Source organism: Planctomicrobium aquicomposti, from assembly GCF_051466325.1.
Classification (GTDB): Bacteria; Planctomycetota; Planctomycetia; order Planctomycetales; family Planctomycetaceae; genus Planctomicrobium.
Map to the genome: position 1 here is coordinate 662,932 of NZ_CP195792.1, position 22,339 is coordinate 685,270.

Here is a 22,339-nt window from a genome sequence, read left to right on the forward strand (position 1 = left end):
ATCCCGACCGGAAAGAACGGGTTCCATTCACGTAGACCCTCCGCGGTCATGAGAGACCGTATGGGTCGTATCAGTTATCGGCACGGAAATGGGCAGACTCGATGCGAACTGTAACGCTTATGCCAGGTTGACCGGATTTACCCGATGTGACACGGATAGCGGTCGTGTCCGGGGAAGCAAACAACCCGGATTTCTTAAAGAACTGCGCAGGCAGAACCGCAGCGCGCACGGGACGGGGCGCGCCCTCGTCAGGCATCGAATCCGGTCGGCAGTTACTTGGGAGAGATCGTTTCCGCCAGCGCGAGCGCCTTCAACAGACCTTGCGCCTTGTTGAGCGTCTCCTGGTATTCCATGGCAGGGATGCTGTCGGCCACGATTCCCGCGCCGGCCTGCACGTACGCCTTGTTCCCGACGATGACGATCGTTCGCAGCGCGATGCAGGTATCCATGTTGCCGGTGAAGTCGATGTAGCCGACCGCTCCGGCGTAGGGGCCGCGTCGGTGCTTCTCGAGTTCGTCGATAATCTCCATCGCCCGCACCTTCGGCGCCCCTGAAACCGTCCCGGCGGGGAGTCCGGCCCGCAAGGCATCGAGGGCGGTCAGCTCCGGTCGCAGCTGACCGGTGACATTGGAGGTGATGTGCATCACGTGGCTGTAGCGTTCCACCTGCATCACGTCCGAGAGGACCATCGAGCCGTATTCAGCGATCCGGCCAACGTCATTGCGGGCCAGATCGATGAGCATCACGTGCTCAGCGCATTCTTTCGGATCGGCGAGCAGTTCGGCCGCCAGCGCCTGATCTTCTGCTTCTGTCGCCCCCCGTTTGCGTGTCCCTGCCAGCGGGCGAATCGTGGTGACCCCATCTTCGACCCGCACCATGATTTCCGGAGAACTCCCGACCAGCGTCGTCCGGGGAGTCTGCAGCAGAAACATGAACGGGCTCGGATTGACGACCCGGAGCGCGCGGTAAAGGTCGAGCGGCTGTGCTGTAATCTCCACTTCCAGCCGCTGGCTGAGAACGACCTGAAAGATATCGCCAGCACGGATGTATTCCTGACTGCGGGAGACCGCTGCTTCGTATTCCGTCTGTGTGAAGTTGGAGGTCCAGTTCGTGAGTGGCTGCTGATTCAGCGAGACGTCGGGAATGCTGAGCCCTGAATCGCGATCCTGCAGCTTCTGGCAGAGGACATCGACCCGGGCGCACGCCCGTTCGTATTCCCCACGCAGGTCGCCGCTGTCGGTCCGGGCATGGGCAATCACCAGCGTCGTCTTCTTGATGTGATCGAAGACGATCATCGTGTCATAAAACGCAAACGAGAGATCCGGCAGACCCCGATCATCTTCCGGAGGATGCTCCAGACGTTCGGTGTAGCGGACGACATCGTAACCGGCGTAGCCGACTGCTCCCCCGACGAACCGCGGCAGCCCCGGCAGGTGCACGGACCGGAACTTCTGAATCAAGGTCTCCAGCTCCTGCAGCGGGTCGTCGACCGTGCGACGTTCACTCTGCTTGTCGCTGGTCGTCACCAGTTCGCGACCGAAGGCTTCGATCCGCAGGAACGGGTCCCCCCCCAGAAAACTGTAGCGGCCGATCTTTTCGCCCCCGACGACACTTTCAAACAGAAATGCGTCAGCCGTCCAGCCTGCTTTGCAGAACGCGGAAACCGGAGTCAGCGTGTCGCTGTACAGCATCCGGTAAACCGGCAGGAAGGCGGTCTGCTGGGCGAGGGTGGCGAAATCGGTAAAGCTCGGCTGATGCATGGCAGGCCTGAGAATGAAGGGGTTTGGCCGTATCTTAATCAAATTCCGATGCAGCAGAAATGAGGGCTGGCGTCGGCATCGGCCTCTGACTGTGCTGGACAGTTTCCCGCCCGTGCAGGTTCCCTGATCTTCGCGATGAGTCCGCCGACCGGCCGTTCAACCCGCTGCCAGAGGCGAATTGACACTGGGAGTTGCCGTTCTAGAATTGATTTTGTCGATTTTATCGCAGTCGAATCAGCCGCAGCAGTAACGGACGTGGAGACTTTTCTGTGAAAAAATGTCTGCGGTGCACCAAACAGGCAACGTTGCACATCACGGAGCTGAAGGGGGGCAAGACCCTCTCGCTGCACCTATGTGAAGGGTGTGCGCAGGAATACCTCAGCACGGTGGATGTGGGGGGCGTCCCCGACGAATTCACCGCCGTTCCCGGGCCGAAGTCCGCGCCGGCCGCCAGTGAAGATGAGGAAGAGCAGCCCGAAGTCGGGGCCCGCACCTGCCCCCGCTGTGGCATTACGTTCAAGCAGTTTCGCAGCCAGGGGCGGCTGGGCTGCCCTCACGATTACGAATTCTTTCACAGTGAACTGCTCCCCCTGCTGGAGAGCATTCACAGCGAGACGCAGCACGTCGGCAAATTCCCGCCCAAGGTCTCCGACAACAGTCGTCGCCAGCATGAACTGATTCGGCTGCGGAACGAGCTGAAATCGGCGGTCGACGATGAACAGTACGAGAAAGCGGCCGATCTGCGGGATCAGATTCATCTCATCGAAGACGAGCTGAAGCGTTCGCTCTGATCACCGGCGGCGGCTCCTGCGGTGAGCGGCGTGATTGCGGGACGGTGCAGAATCGGCATAACTGTTGAATGCCCGGAAATTCGGGACGGTTCCGGGGAGATTGGCTGAGTTCGCTCAACCGGCAGCACTGTGCGTTCGAAAGCATTCCATACGTTGGTTGGCGCCTGCCGGAGGGATTCTCATTGAATCACCCCGGATGACCGGCACAACTGCTGCGGACGGACTGTCTGGTTTCAACAGTTCTGACGGCTGAGAGATGGCCATTCGTGAAACCCGGTTGGGGGTGTCCCCGAGCGGAAGAGGCCAATTGACGCTGCTGCGCAGCCGCTGGTAGAGTGGCAGGAACGTATTGAGAGGAACACTGTGCTGCGGTCACACATCACATCTTGCGTTCTGCTTCGTTCGCTGGTGCTTTCACTGGTCCCTGCGCTGGGCCTGCTGGCGGTGACCGCCTCATCGGCTTCCGCGCAGCTGACGCGGGGGTTCGCGACCCGCGCGGGAGCCAACGCCACTAACGAAGAACTCGTCCGTCAGCGCGACTTCTGGATCATGGAAGTCGAACTTAAGCCGATGCGGATGGTGGTGGTCAATCTGAAGGACCCGCAGACTGGAGAGCTCAAGCCGGAACCGGTCTGGTACCTCGCGTGGCGTGCCATTCGTCGACCTGTCGCAGGCCGTGATCAGGGAGACATCGCCGCACAGAACGAACTCGACCCGCTTCCGGGGCCTCGGCAGTTTGTTCCGGAATTTACACTCGTCGCTTACGACAATCCCAAGTCGGAAATCCCCTCTCAGATTCTGACTGACGAAATCCTGATTCCTGCCATGCAGGAAATTCAGCGCATTGAGCGGGATCATTACAAGAACACCGTCACCGTCGTGCAGGATCTGCCTGAGCCAACTCCTTCCAATCTGGAGGAGCAGCAATGGATCTACGGAGCGGCCACGTGGCGAGGAGTCGATCCGTCGACCGACTTCTTCAAGGTGATTCTGTCTGGCTTCACCAACGGGTATGATTCCAAACCGGGACCGGAAGGAACTCCCCAGATCTGGCGGAAGGTGCTCGTGCAGCGGTTTGCCCGTCCCGGTGACGAGTTCGACCCGCACCAGAAGGAATTCCTGATCAGCGGGAATCCCGAATGGACCTATCAGCCCGATGCCGGCAAACCGGAAGCTGCTTCCGCCAAGCGGCCGGTCCAGCAGCGCTGAGCCGAGTCAGTAGGACTCGCAAGCCAGTGACGGAATGTCGACGAACCGGTCGGCCACATTGCCCGGTTCGCATCTCACAGGCGTTTGCAGTTTTCGCGGCGTCAGACGGTCTTTCCATCGCCATCGCCATATTTCGCGGTCGCGGCGCGGATCACTCCGGTTCCGTCAGAGGAGTGATTCCGGGCAGTCGAGTCAATTCGACCTCCAGTGGATCTCCCGGTTCCCCCGCATGCGTCACCCGGACACGGTACCCCTGCCATTCGCAGGTGTCTCCCACCTGGGGAAAGCGGGCGAGTTCATCGTGCAGCAGGGCGGTGATCGTCACGGGAGAATCCTCTTTGACCTCATAGTCCAGATCGAGCCGGCTGGCGAGATTTCTCAGACTGGCGAGCCCATGAGCGATGATCCGGCCGTCCGGCGCAAAGACGACCGGCTCCCGCTCGAGCAGGCGTTGAGCACGATTGGATGTCGGGTTCAGCACTGTGTCGAGAATATCTTCCTCGGTCAGAATGCCGATCGTTTCCCCATACTCGTTCACGACGCACGCCACGCTCACCAGCTCACGACGGAGCGTCGCCAGCGTACTGGCGACGGTTTCGCACCACGGGACGTAAATCACGTTGTCCGCAATCGCTTCGAGGTTCCGCTGCGGCAGTTGGCTGAGTTCGTAAAGGGGCAGCGCCTTCTCGATGGTATCGCGGTCCGCGCCGCAGATGAGCAGTAGTTCCGGGATGAGGCCGCGCTGTCGGAGATGTTCCAGATGCACCGGTGACTGCCAGACCGGATACGTCCCCCGCGGTCGCATCAATTCGCGGGCGGTCATGTCGGACAGTTCCAGCAGGCGACTTAACAGCAGCTGCTCGAGCCGGACCATTTCTCCCCCCAGCTCCGACGTCTCGATAGCCCGCTCGATGTCTTCGATCTGCAGATACGGCTCCGGTACGAGATTGGGAGCCATCGCCCGCCGCAGGGCGGTTGTGATGCCGCGAAAGAGCGGCAGAACCGGATCGAGCAACCGCGAAGCGATGACCAGCGGAACGCTCGCGACGACCGCGATCGGCCGCGGGTACAACACTGCCAGACTCTTCGGCCCCACTTCCCCCAGCAGAATCAGACCTGCCACTCCGACAAGACCGATCACCACCGCCGCGGTCGATTGCTGGGCGGCGATCAGATGTTTGGCCGTGACGAGATTGACCGCGAAGTAGGTCAGATTGACGATCAGGTTCCAGAACAGCACGACGGTCAGCAGGCGGTCGGGGTCGCGCATCAGCGAGGCTGCCAGCCGTTCACTGGCATGCCCCGACTGCATTCTCCGCAGCTCTTCGCGGGAGAGGTAGAACAACGCGGTTTCGCTGGCCGAGAAAAAGCCCGAAGCCCCTACCAGTGCGAGCATTGCCAACACCCCCGGCAGCCAGATGCTCGCAGTGGCCAGAAATTCGCTCATCCCCGGTCAACCGTTGTTCGTCCCAGGGCCACGTCAAAGGCGCTCACTGCAGGGACCAGCATGGCGATCGAGGTGAAGCCATACGCGACCACCACCGCCGCACAGACCGCCGCCGTGTCACCCAGCAGAAAGCTGACGATGCCGTAGAACGTCAGAAACGGCAGGGACCAGGCGCAGATCGTCAGGGCGGGTGATGGATTCTTGTGCGTCAGCGACGTCCACAGCCCCACGCTCCCCCCCAGAATAAACAGCAGGAACGGCACGAGCTGCAGGATGAACGACGTGCGGGCTTCGACAATCAGCATCATGCAGATGAAGATTCCCACGAACAGAAAGAAGATCGTCCCCAGACTGTTGGCGATGGCGGCGCGGGAATTCTCATAGGAAAACGCGGCATGCAGCCCCATCATTGCCGAGAAACAGACCAGCACGAGGTAACCGATCACGGCGAAGAGAAACGGCTCCAGTGACATGCTTCCGCGGAACAGACTCAACGTCGCGAACAGCAGCGGAATGATGATCACTTCCTTGGTATTGAAGAAGATCCCCCCTAGCTTGCCGAACACAAACTCTTTGGCGGTCACTTCGGTGACTAGCAGCAGTTCCAGCGTCTGGCCATCCCGTTCGGATGTCAGCGATGTCACTGCCTGGGCATTGACCAGCACCAGCGAGACGAGCGACAGCATCACGAAGACCAGTCCCTCTCCGGACAAGGCGCCGAAGATCAGCGGACTGTCGACGGGCATCCGGCTGAGCCAGAGAATGCAGAAAAAGGCGAACAGAAAGTAGGCGAACTTGATGATGCCGACTTTTCGTCCATAAGCCTGCGTGCAGATTTCCCTCCACAGAATCGGAGTCGACCAGATTTCACGCTGCGTCTGCCGAACCGCTGGTGCGGGGTTATTTTCTGCTTCGGCAGCCGCCTCGGCCGCTGTTTCTTCCGGCTTCGTATACAGGAATCGGGAGGGGTTCCAGACCCGCACACGGATGCAGGTCCATGTCCACAGGCCGACAGCAATCACCGCCAGTGCCAGCACCGAACCCCATGCGCCCACTTCCGGCACGGTTGCATTGGGCAGGGCACTAAGGGGATGCAGGATGCTGCTCAACGTCCGGAACGGATTGCAGTAGCCGGCGATTCGTCCGACCGCGCTGTCGGTTCCCGCAATCGAACAGATGGTCTCGGCCAGACCGATAAATAGTCCCGCCCCCAGGAGCGAGACGGCGATGATCTGAAACGTCTTTTCGCGCCAGTAGGCGACCAGTGTTCCCCAGGCGGATGCCGCCAGCGCGGCCACGAGACACAGCAGTTCTACCCAGATCACCTGCGACAGACTGATGCCGCCAAGCATGCGCACAAAACAGAGCACCGGCAATGACACTCCGATCAGCACAAGGACCGGAAGGGTCGACCCCAGCGATTTTCCCAGCACCAGTTCCGGAGAGCTGAGATCGGTCATCAGCAGCAGAATCAGCGTGCGTCGGTCTTTCTCCTGAGCGACATTCCCGGCTGAGAACAGCAGCGAAGTCGCGATGACCAGCCCCAGCTGCAGCACGCAGAGAATGTTGAAGATGAAGATTCCGAAGTTCGCGATGTCACCCAGTCCACGCAGCGGCGTCAGGCCAAAGGTGGTCTGGGCGCCGGTATAGATCAGAATGCAGAGCATTGCGACATAACCGGCCCGAATCCCGAACTGTTTCAGGTGACGAGGGGTTGTCAGCAGCTCCCGCACCAGCAATGGTCCGCCAATCACGTCCGTCCTCTCCCCTGTTGGTCACCTGCCACGGCTCGCAAAAACTGTCCCGCCAGTATATCAGTCCCCGCAGCGGGAATCATTCGGCCCGCATGAGGAGTGGGTGCCGCTTCAGTCGGTGTTGTTCGCGTCCAGTCCTGCCCGCAGCAACTGGCGTTTGGCGCGCCAGGCCAGATAGGCAGGCACCAGAATCGGCCGCACCACCAGTGTGTCCAGCAGCACGCCGAACGCGAGGGCAAAGCCGAGCTGATTCATCCGGGCCAGTTCGCCTCCGATCGCCAGCGCGGAAAACGTCCCCGCCATGATCAGACCGCAGCTGGTGATAATGCCCGCGGTCTGGATGATCGCATGTTTGATGCTGCCCAGCGGGCCGTGGTGCTCACGTTCCTCGTGCACGCGGGTGATCAGGAAGATGTTGTAGTCCTGACCGACCGCCACAAGGATCGTGAACAGGAACAGTGGCACCGTCCAGTCGAGTCCCGGGAACGTTTCCGGTTCCAGCGCGGCGAATAGCAGATACGTGATGCCCAGAGTGCACAGGAAGCTGAAGATCACGCTGGCCATCAGATAGATGCTGTCCTTGATGCTGCGGATGAGCAGAATCAGAACGACGAAGACCGCGGCACAAACCAGTGCATTGATCCGCACCCGGTCGATGGCGGCAATCTTCTGCAGGTCGCGTATGCTGGCAGTAGAGCCGATGAAGAAGACCTTGCCCCCATTCCGCAGCTGTTCGGGGAGGGCTTTCCGGACTGCTTCTTCCAGCGCGTTCAGCGTGGTGACGCTTTCCCGTGCGAAGGGATCGCTGTCCAGAATGATGTCGAGTCGGGTGATGTGAGCACCGGTTTCAGTCTTCTCGCCGATGTAATACTCGCGGGTGCTGGCCAACCCGGCTCCCTTGCGGAGGATGCGGTTAAACGGCCGTCCCCCGCCGGAGGTCGTCTCGAGCTGATGGTACAATCCCAGCGGATTGGAAACGCTCCGGATATCGGTAATGTGGAGTTCGTCCTTGCGGGCGGCGAGGGTCTCTTTCAGCTCCTCGATCAGCTTCTGGCCTTCGCTCTTGCTGAAGTCGAGGGAGGTGTTCTCGATCATGGCTGTGACCGGGCCGGTCAGACCCGGAGAGAAGTTCCGGGCAATATCCCGGGTGCCGCTGACGCTGGCTGCCCGGGTGCTGAGCTGATTGACAAGTCCATAGTTGACGTGGTCATAGCAGTACACACCGACGACCGTGAACGGCATCATGCAGGCGACCGCGATGATCCACGAGCGGACCGGATGCACGGTCACCGCCGTTGCCAGCGATTCCCAGAATCGGGTCGAGGCACTGTGCATGGTGACGAAGCGGACGACCCGGCTGAACAGGCCGACGCTCGGCAGCTCGGGTTGTCCAAAACTCGGGACTTCCGGCCAGAACGTCCAGCGACCCATCAGTCGCAACAGAGCTGGTGTGAAGGTGAGGGCTGCAATCAGAATCACAAAGATCGCAAACGGAATGCTGATTCCCGCCTGATGAAACTTCCCGAACTCGGCAAAGACCATCATGCCGATGCCGAAAATGACGGTCCCGGCGGCAGCGGCGATGGCCGGACCGACGTGCTGCAACGTGCGCGTGAGAGCCTCTTCTACCGATTTCGTGCGTCGGATCTCCTCGTGGAATCGGGACGTCAGGAACATCGAGAAATCGACCCCGGCGCCGTACGCGACCACCATCGTGTAGACTTCAATCCCCTCGAAGAGATGAATCCACTTCCACTTGGCCGCCAAGGCCAGCAGCCGCATGGCGACCCGCATCGCGACAAACAGCGTGGCCAGTGGAACAATCACCGGCAGCGGAGCCCGGTAGACCAGCAGCAGCAGTGTCACGATCAGAATCAGCGTCCAGACTTCGACGTTGTGAGCACTGCGGCTGAGTGCCTCGCCGACATCACGCCCCACGACAGCACTGCCGCTGAGAGCGACATGCAGACCGGCCGGAATCTGTCCGTCCGACTTCAGCTCTTCGACAACCCCCTGAATGGCATTCGTCGGCTTGCGCGTCGCCGAGGCCATGAAGTCCGCCTTGAGGTCGACGATGACCAGAGCCCCCTTTTTGTCAGCGCTGGTCAGCAGCTTTCCGATTTCTTTACTGGCCGGTGACCGGACCCGCACGATTTCCGGAAAGGTGACTCCCCCTTTGCTGATCGCCTCTTCCCGGACGTCCGGATTCTCGGCGATGTTCTCGGCAGCTTCCTGATCTGGATTGGCCATCAGGCTTTCCAGGCGGGGCCGCAGCTTGTCTTCGATGAACGTTGAGTCATCGCTGTTGAGGGGTTGTCCATCGTCACGATAGACAACGATCACCACACTGCTGCCGAGCAGGTCATTCGGAAAGGCCCGCTCAAAGAGGGCTTCCCCCTGCCGGGTGGGGCTTTCGTCCGGGAGAAATTTGAACTCCCCGGGCTCGACCACCGATTCGAGTGTCGGGGTCCATTTGGCCAGCGCAATCAGGGCGACGATCCAGGCCAGGATAACGAGATACCAATACCTGGAGATCAAATGACCGAGCGGTCGAAACATGTTCGTTTCTGATCGTATGATAAGGAGGCCCGTGAACCGGTGTTCGTCCTGCGGACGACCCCGTTCGCTGACCGACATGGAATTTCGGATCTGCGCCTCGACTGAGGCATGTTTCCGCAGTGTGGCGGGCGTCAGCCTTGCAGGCAACCGTGTCTCGGGCAGGGCGTCAGAAGCTGTCGCGCGAGAAAGAGCCGACGGAGGTGGAGTCACGTGGGAGGCGGAGCAGAAGCTCGCAACTGGCGAAGAGGGCGGAGCCTTCCCAGTCTGCGCAACCGGAAAAGTTCTCTGCGGCTCAATCCCGAGGCGACCCGGCGAGTCTCGACGGCTTGCGCCGACTGACGGAATGGTGGTTTCCCCCAGCGAGCGGTCCCGCCAACACCGGCTTCACCACGAAAAACCGGGGAAAACCGCTCCTTTCCCCGACGTTTCCAATCTGACCCCGACTCTGTTTGACGCGCATCGACTCACTCACTAACATGCGGGGCTTCCCCTTTTCAGGGGGAATTACTGTATCAGCATTGCTGGAGAGAGTTCACGTGGCGGAAATCGTGGTCAAGGACATTCTGGAAGCGGGTGTACACTTCGGTCATAAGACCAGTAAGTGGAACCCGAAGATGCGCCCGTACATTTACGGAAAGCGCAATAATATCCATATCATTGACCTGAAGGAGACCATTCGCGGTCTCGTTCGCGCCCAGAAATACCTCTACAAGGTGGCTGCCCAGGGAAGCCTCATCCTGTTTGTCGGGACGAAGCGGCAGGCCGTCGACATCGTCCGGCAGGCAGCAGAAAGCTGCGGCATGCCCTACTGCACCGAGCGGTGGCTGGGGGGAACCCTCACCAACTTCCGCACCATTCGTGTCCGTTTGAAGCGGCTCGAAGAGCTGGAAACGCTGGAAGCCAGCGGGGAACTGGCGACCTACTCCAAGAAACAGCAGTCTCGCCTTCGCCGCGAACTGAACAAGATTCGCAGTAACCTCGGCGGAATTCGCGAGATGAACCGATTGCCTGAAGCAATCGTGATCGTCGATCCGAGCAAGGAAAAGAACTGCATTCACGAGGCGAAGATCCTCGGAATCACCACCGTGGCTCTCATCGACACCGACTCCGATCCGGACTCGGTCGACCTGCCGATCCCCGGCAACGATGACAGCATCCGTTCCATCAAAATCATCCTGGGTTATGTTGCCAACGCCATCAATCAGGCCAAGGCCACGCTCCCGCAGAAGTCCGAACAGCCCGCAGCTGAAGAGCCCAAGGCAATCGGTCGCATCGGCTAATTAGCCGGACCCGTCGTGCTTCCAGAATCCGCAGGAATCCCCTGCGGATTTTTTTTTGCGCTCGGCGGTGCAGAGCTGGAGGGCTCTCTTGTTCGCCAGCGGTCAGCAATGACGAGTGCCTCCCGTTCAGTTCGTATGCGAACTGTTGTCGCCGTCGAGTGTTATGAAAAATGGGTCGACACGGACTTTCGTTTCCTGCTGCTTTTGGTCAGGATGGAAGCTGGCGAAACGGGAAAACAGGATGAATCTCGTCCTGTCCTCTTCTGTCTCCCGTTTTTCCATGAGTCGAATTCATTTCGAGGCATGTCCAGGGCAGGGCAAGCTCTTCAGGCCATTGGCTGGCGTTCACTGACTCAGGGGCTGAGTGACCTTCGCGATTTTCGATGAAATCTGCCGGACTCCGCTGTCGGGGTGGCCGGTGAGAATCGGGTCTCGCTGTGGAAACTTCTCTCTCTCGACCTCTCGACAATCCTACTGGGGAATGATCATGTTGACGCCCGCCAAGACGTGCTGGAAGCTGGCCCTTGCAGCACTGCCTCTCCTTACCACAGGCAGTTCCGGACTCGCTGCCCCGCCACCGAAGAGTCCCGTGGCTCCAGCCCCAGTGATGAACCGGAGCGGAGTGAGCCTCGAACAGGCGCTCGAGGCTCTCTCGCCTGTGGCTGACAACAGCAGCGAAGAGTTCGATGTGAATCCCGAATTGTCGCGCGGTCCCGCAGCGATCGTGTTCCCCAAAGCAGCACCCTCCGTCGTCGTGGTGCACACACCGCGGGGGCATGGGACAGGCTTTATCCACGACAAGAGTGGCTGGATCATCACGAACTACCACGTGATCGCCAACAGCAACATCGATCTGGCGACCGGCTGCCGAATGGCCAACATCTACCTGGGCAAGCTGGAAGAGGGATTGATGGAGCTCGATCCCAATGCCTACCGGGCAATTGTGTATTACTGGGATGTCGATAAGGATCTCGCACTACTGAAGCTGGTCGAACTTCCCAGCGATCGTGATCTCGTCCCGCTCAAACTGGCCGACAAGGGACTTACGCCGGGCAGTGACTGCGTGGCCATCGGGCATCCGACTCGGGGAACATTGTGGACGGTGCGGAGTGGAGAAATCGCCGGCATCGCCATGTGGCCGTCCGATTCAGCCGACATGCTGACCAATCGGCTCGCCCTCACTGGCGCGGAGAAAGACAACTTCAACCGGCAGCTGGCCAGCAGCGCGAAACGCAAAGTGATGCTGTCGACCTGCGGCATCAACCCGGGAGATTCAGGCGGTCCGCTGTTGAATGATCAGGGGGAACTGGTCGCTGTCACATTCGGAATCCCGAAGGGGGGGACATCCGAAGGGGTCAGCTTCGACAAGTTCTCTTACCATGTCCATCTGGATGAGGTTAAGAAATTCCTGGAGAAGCGTCCCGCGAGTCCTTTGCTGTTTGTGCCGACCGAATGGCCCGCTGCGGAATTCAGCGCCGTGCTCGACTTTGATGACGATGGTTTCGTCGATCGTCTGCAGTATGCCAATCTGAAGAAGGCGGAGAAGCCGGATGCTCCCAAGGAGTACGCGGTGGCCGGAGTTCTGGTCGACCTCGATCAGAACTCACCCGCCGATATCAAAGAGCAGATCGCCAAAGACACAACCAATCGAGAGAAGTTCGACTATGAACTCGTCCTGCAGTTCGGTCCGATCAACAAGACTTTCTATGACACCGACAATGACGGCCAGCTCGATCTGATTCTGACCGACATCAATGGTGACGATATCTCGGACCTGTCGATTCGACTGATCAACGGCAAGTGGACGAAGGCGGATTTGAAGAACCAGAAGCTCATCGACGGAGGTCTTTTTGCGGATCAGCAACTGGCCGGCCGGATGCAGGTGTTGCTTTTCGGAAAGCCCAAGCCGCAGTCGGAAGCGAGTGCGGAGCCTGCAGCCGAAACGCCACCACCCGCCGCCGCACCTCCCAGCCCTCTCCTGGAGTAGAGTCCGAACGGATCGAGGTATTTATTGAAATGAGAAACCTCCCGCTGGCAGTGGTTCATCACCACGGTCGCGGGAGGTTTTTCTGCTGTCGGACACGCGCTCACGCGGGCTGAAATTCGCCCAGCGCTTCCTTCAAGCGGTTCCGTGCGGTGTGCAAACGCCGCTTGATCGTCCCGACCGGGCTGCTGAACCGGTCGCTCATTTCCTTGAGAGACTGCCCCTCGAAGTAGAACGCCAGCAACGTTTCCCGGTCGAGTTTCCGCAATTGCCGCAGACCGGTGCGAACCTGCAGGGCCCGTTCGGACTCCAACACTCCGTCGACCGGAGAGACCCGGCTGGTGAGGTTGAACAGATCGGGAGCCTGACTGGTTTCTTTCGGCCGGCGGACAGCGCGGTTGATCGACATCCGGACGGCAATCCGCTTTAACCAGCCGATGAACCGTTCGGGCTCACGCAGCTGATTGATTTTCCGCATCGCCCGCAGGAACACTTCCTGCGTCACTTCGATGGCTTCGGAGCGATTTCGCAACCGGCGGAAGGCGATGCCGAAGATGGCGGTTTCGTATTCCTTGGCCAGCAGGCCAAAGGCTTCCCTGTCGCCCCGTTGAGCGAGCCGGACAAGGGGCAGGAGTTGGATTTCGTCTAACATATGGAGGCTCATTTTCAGAGTGGGTTTTCATCAAGCGGAATCCCGGTTCCAAACGTGACCGGGTCAACGTCGAACTGCAGACGATCCCTGTTCGCAGAATCTGTTCGGTGGACCGTGTGACGACGGACAGATGTCGACCACGAACGGCAGCCGCCAGCGCGGCGAACAGCTTCGCGAGGGGATCTACTCCGAATTCGAACTGCCCGGACTTTCTGGCAGTTCGGGAACCGCTGCGACGGTTCTAGACGGAGGTCGCTCGGCTAATGGCGAGCGCTGCCCACGCGGCCGCCGGCAGTTCGCCTGCCGGGGTTGTGCGTGTGGTCATCGTGCAGGGTGTGCCCCTGCCGGATGACTGTCCCGATCGTTCGGTCTGTTCGGAGACCGCTACGACAGGGGGTACGCTCGGTACATAGCACGAGAGTCGACTCATCGCTGACATGAGACGTTTCCCTGGAAAGCGCTTTTGAATGCGTGCATCACGACCGGCGACGACTGCGTGCACCGAGACATTGCTCGCGTGGGCATTGACGTTCAAACCGTTGATGATGTGCTGACGCATCGGGCACCTCCTGCGAACGTGTCGCAGACTCCAAAGGGAAACTCAGAAAAAGCGCGGTCCCGTACATTCGGGACCAGGTTCTGAAAACTGGCCATCCAAAGCCCGGCCATGGCATGGTTGGAATCTCTCCCAACCAGTACGCTCAGGGATGCTATTTGTATCAGATTGGTTCGCAAAAAAGTTCACGATTTTTCGACTTTTCCCAGACTCCAGATCTGCTACGAATTTTCAGCGCCGGTTTCGGGAACGCTTTGACAACGGGGAGCGAGTTGATGTTCCGCCATATCCCATTGTGCCTCTTGCGGTTGCTGCTTGTCCTGAGTTTCGGGACAATGCCGGCGCTCGCTGCCGACGACCGGTCGTTTGGCGTTCAGTCCGATCCGGCTGTCCACTCCGAACCCTTGACGGGACAGTTTTTCGTTTTCTTTTCGAAGGTGAACCGGCGGGGGGCCTCACACGGAGAAGCACCCGAGCCACGCTTCGGCCCGAGCTGGTTCGACCCCCAGCCGTTTCTCAGTCTAGATGTGGAGAACTGGCAACCGGGGACATCTCTGACGTTTGATCTTCTGGGCCCGAATGTTCGTCGGTTTCCACAAAGCCTGACGGCAAAAGATCTTAATGGGCTCTTGGCCCAAGTCGTGTTTCGGCAGAACCCGGATGAGCGGCAGATTGGAGCGGGGCCGGGGAATCTGTATGGACCGGTCCTCGCAGTCCCCCCGTCGGAAACTGTGGCGCTGATGCTGGATGGGGTCGTTCCGGAGCCAGTCGTGAAATCGTCCGAATGGTTGAAGCCACTTCGGGTTCGCTCCGAACTGATCAGCAGCTTTCGGCGACGAAACACCGACCTGACCGGCTATGTCCGGCTCCCCCCCAGCTACTATCGCGACCAGGGACGCCGATATCCAGTTGTCCTTGAAGTTCCGGGGTTCGGCTGGAGCCACTCCCACCTCGGGGAGTACACGGGGCCGAACCAGCCGTCCAATACGCTCGGCGTGGAATTCATTCACGTGACCCTCGATCCGAATTGCCGGCTGGGGCATCACGTTTTTGCAAACTCTGCGAACAATGGCCCTTACGGTGATGCGCTGGTTCGCGAGCTGATCCCGGCACTCGATCAGGAATTCCGCACCACCGGCCGCCCCGAAACCCGATTTCTGACGGGCCATTCTTCCGGGGGCTGGAGCACTCTGTGGCTGCAGGTGAACTACCCCGACGACTTCGGCGGGGTCTGGAGTACGGCTCCCGATCCGGTCGACTTCACCGATTTTCAGCGGATCGATTTGTCTGCCCCCAGGGCCAATATGTTTGTCGACCCGCAGGGGAAGCGGCGGCCGCTGGCCCGGATGAACGGGTCTGTCCTGGTCTGGTACGACACCTTCTCCCGGATGGAGGACGTCCTGGGAGATGGTGGGCAGCTTCATAGCTTTGAGGCGGTCTTCAGTCCCCGAGGGGACAATGGCCAGCCTCTTCCGCTCTGGAACCGCAGCACCGGCGAAGTCGATCCGGTGGTGGCGGAAGCGTGGAAAAAATACGACATCCGGCTGCTGCTGGAGCAGAACTGGCCTCAACTCGGGCCGAAGCTGCGAGGAAAACTCCACATCTACATGGGGTTGGAGGATACGTTTTACCTCGAAGGAGCAGTCCAGAAACTCAAAGCATCCCAGCAGCGACTCGGCAGCGATGCGGAAATTGAACTGATCGCCGGCCGCAACCACTTCGATCTGGTGCACGGGGGACTGGACAAACGGATCGAACAGGAAATGGCGGCACAGACACTGAATGTGCAGCCTTCTATCTTGCAGAACCGTGCACCATGAGCGATGTTGACAAAATCAGGTTGACTGAAATCGAGATCGGTCCGATAGGGATCTATCGTTTTCTCGGGCCCTCGATTTGAGTTCGGTTTTAAAGGTCGTCGCTCCATGACTCCATTGGCTTCACTGGTTGCCTGCGGTACGAAACTCTGGCTGGACTCCATCGATCCTGACTTGGTCCGAGAGAACCGGGCCTTCGGGGCAACCGGGGCGACTTCCAATCCGATCATCGTTTCCGATCTGATTAAGACCGGCCGGTTCGACAGCGAGATCACCCGTCTGGCTGAGCAGGGACTCGATGACGACTCCCTCGCCTGGGCACTGACGGACAAGCTGGTGAAAGACGCTCAGGCAGTCTTCGCTGGAGTGAATCAGGAAACGCACGGCGACGACGGCTATGTCAGTTTTGAACTCGACCCGCTGCTGGAAGACAGCACCTGTTCGCTCACCACCGAGCAGCGCGCCCAGCGATACATCGAACTCGGCAAGAAGTGGGCTGCCGGTCACACTAACCGCATGATCAAGGTTCCCGCGACACCCGGAGGACTGGCTGCGCTGGAAGAACTCTCCGCAGCCGGGGTCACGCTGAATGTCACGCTGATTTTCTCGGAACGGCAATATCAGGCAGCGCGGGATGCCGTGTGGCGCGGGGCCCAACGACGCAAAGACCGCAGCACGTTGAAATCGGTCTACAGCATCTTTGTCAGTCGCATTGATGTCTATACGGCCAAGCATGTGCCCGATCTCTCCGCAGCCGCGCAGGGACAGGTCGGCATTTTGAACGCGAAACGTCTCTGGCAGCAGAATGCGGAATTCTGGAGCAGCAAGGGACTGCCGCTGCATCAGGAGATCATTTTCGCCAGCACCGGAACGAAGTCACCGAGCGATCCGAAAGACAAGTACGTGGCCGCGCTCGCCGGCTCCGACATTCAAACGAATCCCCCCGAGACCAATGCCGCCGTGCAGGGACTCGGAAAGACCTATCAGCGGACGGTCGATCAGCTTCCCCCGCAGAGTGTCATCGACGAGATCGACAGCAAAGTCGACTTCCAGAAGATGGAAGAAGTTCTGATGAACGAGGGGCTCGAGAAGTTCGCCAATCCGCAGAAAGCGCTGCTGGCACTGATCGGGGAAAAGCGGGCGGCGCTGAAATCCCGGTGAGCATCTGGTATTCATGGTCATCCGTTCCGAACTGACGTCGGAAGCCCGCTGATGAATCCCCCTGGATCCGCTGGATGGCTCTGAACCCAGACGACATCAACGTCATTCTTGCGACCGATTGCGGGAGCACGACGACCAAGGCGATTCTCATCGAGAAGATCGATGGGCATTACCGTCAGACGTATCGCGGGGAAGCTCCTACAACTGTTGAAGAACCGGTTGCGGATGTCACGGTCGGCGTCATCAATGCGGCCACTGAAGTCGGGGAACTGGCGGGGCGTCGACTTGTTGACGAGCAGGGACGGATCATTCGCCCTGCGCGGGGCAACGAAGGCTGTGACATCTACATTTCCACCTCCAGCGCGGGAGGGGGACTGCAGATTCTGGTGACCGGCGTGGTGCGGGAAATGTCGGCTGCCAGCGCGGAACGGGCGGCACTCGGTGCAGGTGCGATCGTGCTCGATCTGATTGCCTCCAACGATCGACGTCGACCTCACGAGCAGATCCAACGGATCCGTGAGCTTCGTCCTGACATGGTGGTGATGGCGGGGGGAACGGACGGCGGCACGGTCAAGCATGTGGTTGCGATTGCGGAACTGCTGGCACCCGCCAAGCCGAGGCCCCGCTTCGGCAGCAACTATCAGATGCCTGTGATCTATGCGGGCAATCGTGAAGCGGCGGAGCGCGTGGCGGAAACGTTTGATGATTCGGTCGCCCTCTCGATCGTTGACAATGTCCGGCCGGTGCTCGAGCAGGAGAATCTGGCTCCCGCCCGCGACAAGATTCATGATCTGTTCCTTGAGCATGTCATGGCGCATGCCCCCGGCTACGACAAGCTGATTGCACTGGCCGACGCCCCGATCATGCCGACGCCGGGAGCGGTCGGAAACATCCTGCAGGAGATCGCCAAAGCTCGCGGGATCAACTGTGTGGGAGTCGACATCGGCGGAGCCACGACCGACGTTTTCAGCGTCTTTACCGAGCAGGGCGTCCCCGTTTTCAATCGGACTGTCAGTGCCAATCTGGGGATGAGCTATTCCATCTCCAATGTTTGTGCGGAAGCGGGGATGGCGAACGTGCTGCGCTGGGTCTCGCAGAGCATGGATGAAAAGGAACTGAGGAACCGCGTCAAAAACAAGATGATCCGGCCGACGACCATTCCGCAGACGGCCGAAGCGCTGGAGTTTGAACAGGCGGTCGCGCGGGAAGCACTGCGACTGGCTTACAAGCAGCACAAGGAATTCGCGACGACTCTCAAGGGAGTGCAGCAACAGCGAACCGTCGGCGATACGTTCACCCAGTCTGCCAGCGGTCGATCGATCGTCGACAACATGCGATTGAATCTGCTCGTCGCTTCAGGAGGGGTGTTGTCGCATGCTCCCCGCATGGAGCAGACGGCGATGATGATGATCGATGCTTTCGAGCCGGAAGGGATTACCGAACTTGCCAAGGACAGCATCTTCATGATGCCGCATCTGGGTGTGCTGGCCTCCGTGCATCCGCAGGCTGCGATGGAAGTCTTCGAGAGGGACTGCCTCATTTACCTCGGCACAGTGATCGCACCGAAAGGGACCGGAAAGAAGGGGAGTCCCAGCTTCCGCTACGAGATCACCGGAGGACTGCAGGCGAGCGGACAGATGCTTGTCGGAGAGCTGCAGACATTCCCACTGGCGGAAGGGGAGACCGCACAGGTCCGACTGTTCCCTGAGCGCGGCTTCGATCTGGGAAATGGCGTTGGCAAGACTGTCGAGTCCGAAGTCCGTGGGGGAACTGTCGGCCTGATTCTGGATGGACGGGGTCGTCCTCTCTGGCCAGCCTGATTTCATCGCGCAGGCTGCCGCTGCACGAACCTCCGAGTGCGTGTTCAAGCGGCAGACCTCTCAATATCATGACGGGGAGCGCGGGCCAACTTGTGCACGGGGAGACCGGCACGAGTGCGGATTGTCCCCGTTTCACCCGGAGTTGTGCATGCGTTTGGTTTCGACTGCGTTCATCTGGCTGGCCGTCTGGTTCTGTATCGATGGAACGTCTGCCGCGGCGGCTGATCTCCCGCAGAACTCAACAGCCAGCGAAGCGGAACTGGCCATTCAGTCATTCCAATTTCCCGCGGGCATGAACTGCGAGCTGTGGGCCGCGGAGCCGCTGCTGGCGAACCCGGTGGCGTTCTGTCTCGATGAGCAGGGACGGATCTACGTGTGCGAAACCTATCGACAGCAGAAAGGGGTCGAGGACAATCGCAGTCATAAAGAATGGCTGGCTGAGGATCTTCGCCTGACAACTGTTGAAGAGCGGCTCGAGATGTTGAAAAGACACCTCGGCGATCAGGTCTCGACCTACATGCAGGAAGAGGACCGGATCCGCTTGCTGGTGGATACCGACGGCGACGGTCGAGCCGATCAAAGCACTCTGTTTGCCACCGGATTCAATGGCATTCTCGACGGCACGGGTGCCGGTCTCCTCGCCATTGACGGGGATGTTTATTTCACCTGTATCCCCAGTCTGTATCTTCTGCGCGATCGGACCGGCGACGGGATCGCTGACGAGAAAGAGACCCTGAGCACGGGCTACGGCGTGCGTGTCGCTTTTCGCGGGCATGACCTGCATGGGCTTACACTGGGCCCCGACGGCCGCATCTACTTCAGCATTGGCGACCGAGGCTTCAACGTCGAAGTTCGCCGTCCCGAAGGAGACAGCACTCCCTCCCGGCGACTCATTCTTCCCGATCAGGGAGCGGTCTTTCGCTGTGAACGGGACGGCACCGGACTGGAAATCGTTGCCGAGGGGTTAAGAAATCCGCAGGAGCTGGCCTTCGACGACTATGGCAACCTGTTCACGTGTGACAACAACTCCGATGGCGGAGATGAGGCCCGCTGGGTGCATGTAGTGGAAGGGGGGGACAGCGGCTGGCGGATGTACTTCCAATACCTGCCCGACCGGGGCCCGTGGAATCGGGAACGCATCTGGTCTCCCTATCGAGCCGATGACGAAACGACCGCCGTGCAACCGGCCCACATCATTCCCCCGCTGGCGAACATTGCGAATGGCCCCTCGGGACTTGTGGCTTACCCCGGCGTGGGCCTGCCTGCCGAATACTCCGGCCACTTCTTCCTCGCCGATTTCCGGGGCTCCTCCGGACAGAGCGGCATTCGTGCCATCGCCAATGAACCACGCGGGGCGACCTTCCACGTCACCAGCAACCGCTGGTTTCTCGAGCACGTTCTGGCGACCGATGTCGATTTCGGTTCCGATGGCTGGATGTATGTCTCGGACTGGGTCGAGGGTTGGAACGGTCCCGGCAAGGGACGCATCTACCGGTTGGGCGATCCCCGGTTCCGCCAGACGCCGGCGATTCAGGAAGCCCACGAGCTGATGAAAGCGGGCTTCAAAGATCTCAGCGCGGATCGTCTGGTCGAGTTGCTGGGACATCCTGATCGCCGCATCCGTCAGCGGTCCCAGTTCGAACTGGCCCGGCGCGAAGCAGTCGAGCTGCTGGCTGAAACCGCAGCCCGATCCCAAGCGGAAATGGTGAGAATTCACGCGCTGTGGGGACTGGGTGAACTGATTCGCAAAGGGACCGCTCCCGCTGACCTGCTGTTGCCCTTTCTTGCAGACCGAGATCCCGAAATCCGGGCACAGGTCGCTCGTCTGGCAGGTGATTGCATGGTCACCGCTGCCGTTCCCCAGCTGCTGCAGTGCATGAAAGAGGGAACACCCCGTCTGCAATCACTGGCTGCCATGGCTCTCGGAAAGCTGGAGGTCGCCGAAGCGTTTTCGTTGATGGTCGAAGGGCTCGAACGGAATGCTGACAGTGACCCGGTGCTGCGACATGCATTCGTGATGGGACTTGCAGGAGGCTCAACGCCCGAGCAGCTGCTCACGCTGTTGCCACACGATTCGCGTGCGGTCCGACTGGGTGCTGTCCTCGCGCTGCGGCGGCTCAAATCTCCGCTGTTGCAACAATTCCTTCACGATCCGGATGCGGCGATCGCGCTGGAAGCGGCCCGGGCGATTCACGATCTGCCGATTGTCGCCGCGCAGCCCGCACTCGCCACCTGTTTCGCCCCCGCGCGAGGCTCGGACCCCTTCGCCCGCCGGGTGCTCAACGCCAATTTCCGTCTGGGGGGGCCCGAACAGGCGCTCGCCGTTGCGGAGTTCGCTGCAGACTCGGAGAACAGTGAAACGCTGCGTCTGGAGGCGCTGCACGAGCTACTTCTGTGGGACAACCCTCCCGATCTGGATCGTGTCACCAATGAGCATCGTCCTCTTCTCTCTCGGGATTCACCTCACGCGGCCGCTTCGGCAGTGCAACAGCACTTTCGGGGAATGCTGCAGGGGAGTGAAGCAATCACCGCAGCTGCGATGGACCTGCTGATCCGTTATCCCTTTGCCGAGGCGGCACCCGAGCTGCTGGCGATTGTGGACTCAGCTTCTGCTCCCGCGCCGCTCCGCTGCAACGCGCTGGCCGCCATTTGTGAGCTAGATCTGAGTGAGGCTGATACGGTGCTCCGGAAGGCTCTGGCCGACCAGTCAATGCCCGTGCGGATTCGAGCTCTGGAGTTGTTCGCGTTGCGCCAGCCGACCGCTGCGATCCCGCTGCTGGAAGAAGCAATCCAGAGTCAGAGTGCTCCACGGGTTCAATCGGCATTGGTGACAACGGGCAAGCTGGATGGAAAAGCAGCCGATCAGCTGTTACTCGAATCCCTGAATCGCTTGAGTGCGGGGAAGATCCTCCCGGAAGCGGAGCTGGAGTTACTGGAAGCGGCTGCCCAGCGAACCTCTCCCGAAATTCAGGACCGTCTGGCCGCACTTGTCGCGGAGCGGAAGCAGGCCCCTGAACCGTTGGCTGGACATCAGGAACTTTTGCGCGGCGGGGATGCTGCACGAGGTCGCGAGGTCTTTTTCGGGAGTACGACAGCCTCCTGTCAGCGCTGCCATTCCGTGGACGGCAAGCAGGCTCAGGTTGGGCCCGATCTCTCTTCGATCGGCTCGCAGCAGCCACGTGAATACCTGCTCGAATCAATGCTGTTCCCGAACGCGAAAATCGCCCAGAACTTTGAAACGGTGGTGCTGCAACTGGCCGATGGCCGAGTCGTCACCGGGACGTTGCGTGGGGAAAACGAGGAGACGGTTACTCTGTTACTTCCCAGCGGAGAGACTGCCACGATCAGCAAATCCGAGATTGAGGAACGGGGACGTGGTCGATCCGGAATGCCCGACGATGCCGTCAAACAGCTGTCACGTGGTGAGATTCGGGATCTGGTCGAATATCTCAGTACGCTGAAGAAAGGGGCTCGGAAAGAGAAACGCAAAGGGCACTGAGAATCTCCTCGGCAGCGTGGATCAGGTTCATTTGGATCTGGACGCTGCAG

Annotated in this window: 13 protein-coding genes; 8 read left to right on the forward strand and 5 right to left on the reverse strand. The window is 59.9% G+C overall.

What is annotated here, in order from left to right; translation table 11 throughout:
• Positions 1-272: 272 nt before the first annotated feature.
• Positions 273-1,760 carry an anthranilate synthase component I gene (gene trpE, locus SH664x_RS02530; RefSeq protein WP_437204769.1) on the reverse strand — a complete coding sequence of 496 codons (1,488 nt, stop codon included), beginning with the start codon at positions 1,758-1,760 and terminating at the stop codon, positions 273-275.
• A 269-nt stretch (positions 1,761-2,029) separates the two neighbouring features.
• Here trpE and SH664x_RS02535 point away from each other — a divergent pair, with 269 nt between their 5' ends.
• Positions 2,030-2,551 (forward strand): UvrB/UvrC motif-containing protein, encoded by a 522-nt coding sequence (locus SH664x_RS02535; RefSeq protein ID WP_437204771.1) that lies wholly within the window; start codon positions 2,030-2,032, stop codon positions 2,549-2,551.
• 363 nt (positions 2,552-2,914) lie between these two features.
• Positions 2,915-3,760 carry a hypothetical protein gene (locus SH664x_RS02540; RefSeq protein ID WP_437204773.1) on the forward strand — a complete coding sequence of 282 codons (846 nt, stop codon included), beginning with the start codon at positions 2,915-2,917 and terminating at the stop codon, positions 3,758-3,760.
• A gap of 151 nt (positions 3,761-3,911) precedes the next feature.
• On the opposite strand, the gene SH664x_RS02545 is transcribed toward SH664x_RS02540, so the two are convergent.
• From SH664x_RS02545 to SH664x_RS02555, 3 genes are all read right to left on the reverse strand, one after another.
• Positions 3,912-5,207: a CNNM domain-containing protein gene (locus tag SH664x_RS02545; protein WP_437204775.1), complete on the reverse strand. Its 1,296-nt coding sequence runs from the start codon at positions 5,205-5,207 to the stop codon at positions 3,912-3,914.
• Entirely contained in the window at positions 5,204-6,961 is a 1,758-nt protein-coding gene (locus tag SH664x_RS02550) for an ABC transporter permease (protein WP_437204777.1), read from the reverse strand. Before SH664x_RS02550 ends, SH664x_RS02545 begins: the two co-directional genes overlap by 4 nt.
• Positions 6,962-7,072: 111 nt before the next feature.
• Positions 7,073-9,520, reverse strand: a complete 2,448-nt coding sequence (locus SH664x_RS02555; RefSeq protein ID WP_437204779.1) for an MMPL family transporter — start codon at positions 9,518-9,520, stop codon at positions 7,073-7,075.
• A gap of 536 nt (positions 9,521-10,056) precedes the next feature.
• Between SH664x_RS02555 and rpsB the strand changes: the two genes are divergently transcribed.
• A complete protein-coding gene (gene rpsB / locus SH664x_RS02560; protein ID WP_437204781.1) occupies positions 10,057-10,800 on the forward strand; it encodes a 30S ribosomal protein S2 in 744 nt (247 codons plus the stop codon).
• 589 nt (positions 10,801-11,389) lie between these two features.
• On the forward strand, positions 11,390-12,787 hold the full coding sequence (locus tag SH664x_RS02565; protein WP_437204783.1) for a S1 family peptidase: 1,398 nt from the start codon (positions 11,390-11,392) through the stop codon (positions 12,785-12,787).
• A gap of 100 nt (positions 12,788-12,887) precedes the next feature.
• Here SH664x_RS02565 and SH664x_RS02570 read toward each other — a convergent pair whose 3' ends face one another.
• On the reverse strand, positions 12,888-13,436 hold the full coding sequence (locus SH664x_RS02570) for an RNA polymerase sigma factor (protein WP_437204784.1): 549 nt from the start codon (positions 13,434-13,436) through the stop codon (positions 12,888-12,890).
• A gap of 831 nt (positions 13,437-14,267) precedes the next feature.
• On the opposite strand from SH664x_RS02570, the gene SH664x_RS02575 reads away from it, so the two are divergent.
• From SH664x_RS02575 to SH664x_RS02590, 4 genes are all read left to right on the forward strand, one after another.
• Complete coding sequence (locus SH664x_RS02575; protein ID WP_437204786.1) at positions 14,268-15,812, forward strand: alpha/beta hydrolase-fold protein; 1,545 nt, start codon at positions 14,268-14,270, stop codon at positions 15,810-15,812.
• Between the two features lie 105 nt (positions 15,813-15,917).
• Positions 15,918-16,970: a transaldolase family protein gene (locus tag SH664x_RS02580; protein WP_437204787.1), complete on the forward strand. Its 1,053-nt coding sequence runs from the start codon at positions 15,918-15,920 to the stop codon at positions 16,968-16,970.
• 74 nt (positions 16,971-17,044) lie between these two features.
• Positions 17,045-18,790: a glutamate mutase L gene (locus tag SH664x_RS02585; RefSeq protein WP_437204789.1), complete on the forward strand. Its 1,746-nt coding sequence runs from the start codon at positions 17,045-17,047 to the stop codon at positions 18,788-18,790.
• A gap of 148 nt (positions 18,791-18,938) precedes the next feature.
• Positions 18,939-22,289 carry a PVC-type heme-binding CxxCH protein gene (locus SH664x_RS02590; protein ID WP_437204791.1) on the forward strand — a complete coding sequence of 1,117 codons (3,351 nt, stop codon included), beginning with the start codon at positions 18,939-18,941 and terminating at the stop codon, positions 22,287-22,289.
• Positions 22,290-22,339: the final 50 nt, after the last annotated feature.

What these genes read in the sequence shown, in the direction of transcription:
- SH664x_RS02580 (WP_437204787.1), top strand. Translation starts at nt 15,918, where the DNA reads ATGACTCCATTGGCTTCACTGGTTGCCTGCGGTACGAAACTCTGGCTG.
- SH664x_RS02545 (WP_437204775.1), bottom strand. Translation starts at nt 5,207, where the DNA reads ATGAGCGAATTTCTGGCCACTGCGAGCATCTGGCTGCCGGGGGTGTTG.
- trpE (WP_437204769.1), bottom strand. Translation starts at nt 1,760, where the DNA reads ATGCATCAGCCGAGCTTTACCGATTTCGCCACCCTCGCCCAGCAGACC.
- SH664x_RS02590 (WP_437204791.1), top strand. Translation starts at nt 18,939, where the DNA reads ATGCGTTTGGTTTCGACTGCGTTCATCTGGCTGGCCGTCTGGTTCTGT.
- SH664x_RS02575 (WP_437204786.1), top strand. Translation starts at nt 14,268, where the DNA reads ATGTTCCGCCATATCCCATTGTGCCTCTTGCGGTTGCTGCTTGTCCTG.
- SH664x_RS02555 (WP_437204779.1), bottom strand. Translation starts at nt 9,520, where the DNA reads ATGTTTCGACCGCTCGGTCATTTGATCTCCAGGTATTGGTATCTCGTT.
- SH664x_RS02585 (WP_437204789.1), top strand. Translation starts at nt 17,045, where the DNA reads ATGGCTCTGAACCCAGACGACATCAACGTCATTCTTGCGACCGATTGC.
- SH664x_RS02570 (WP_437204784.1), bottom strand. Translation starts at nt 13,436, where the DNA reads ATGTTAGACGAAATCCAACTCCTGCCCCTTGTCCGGCTCGCTCAACGG.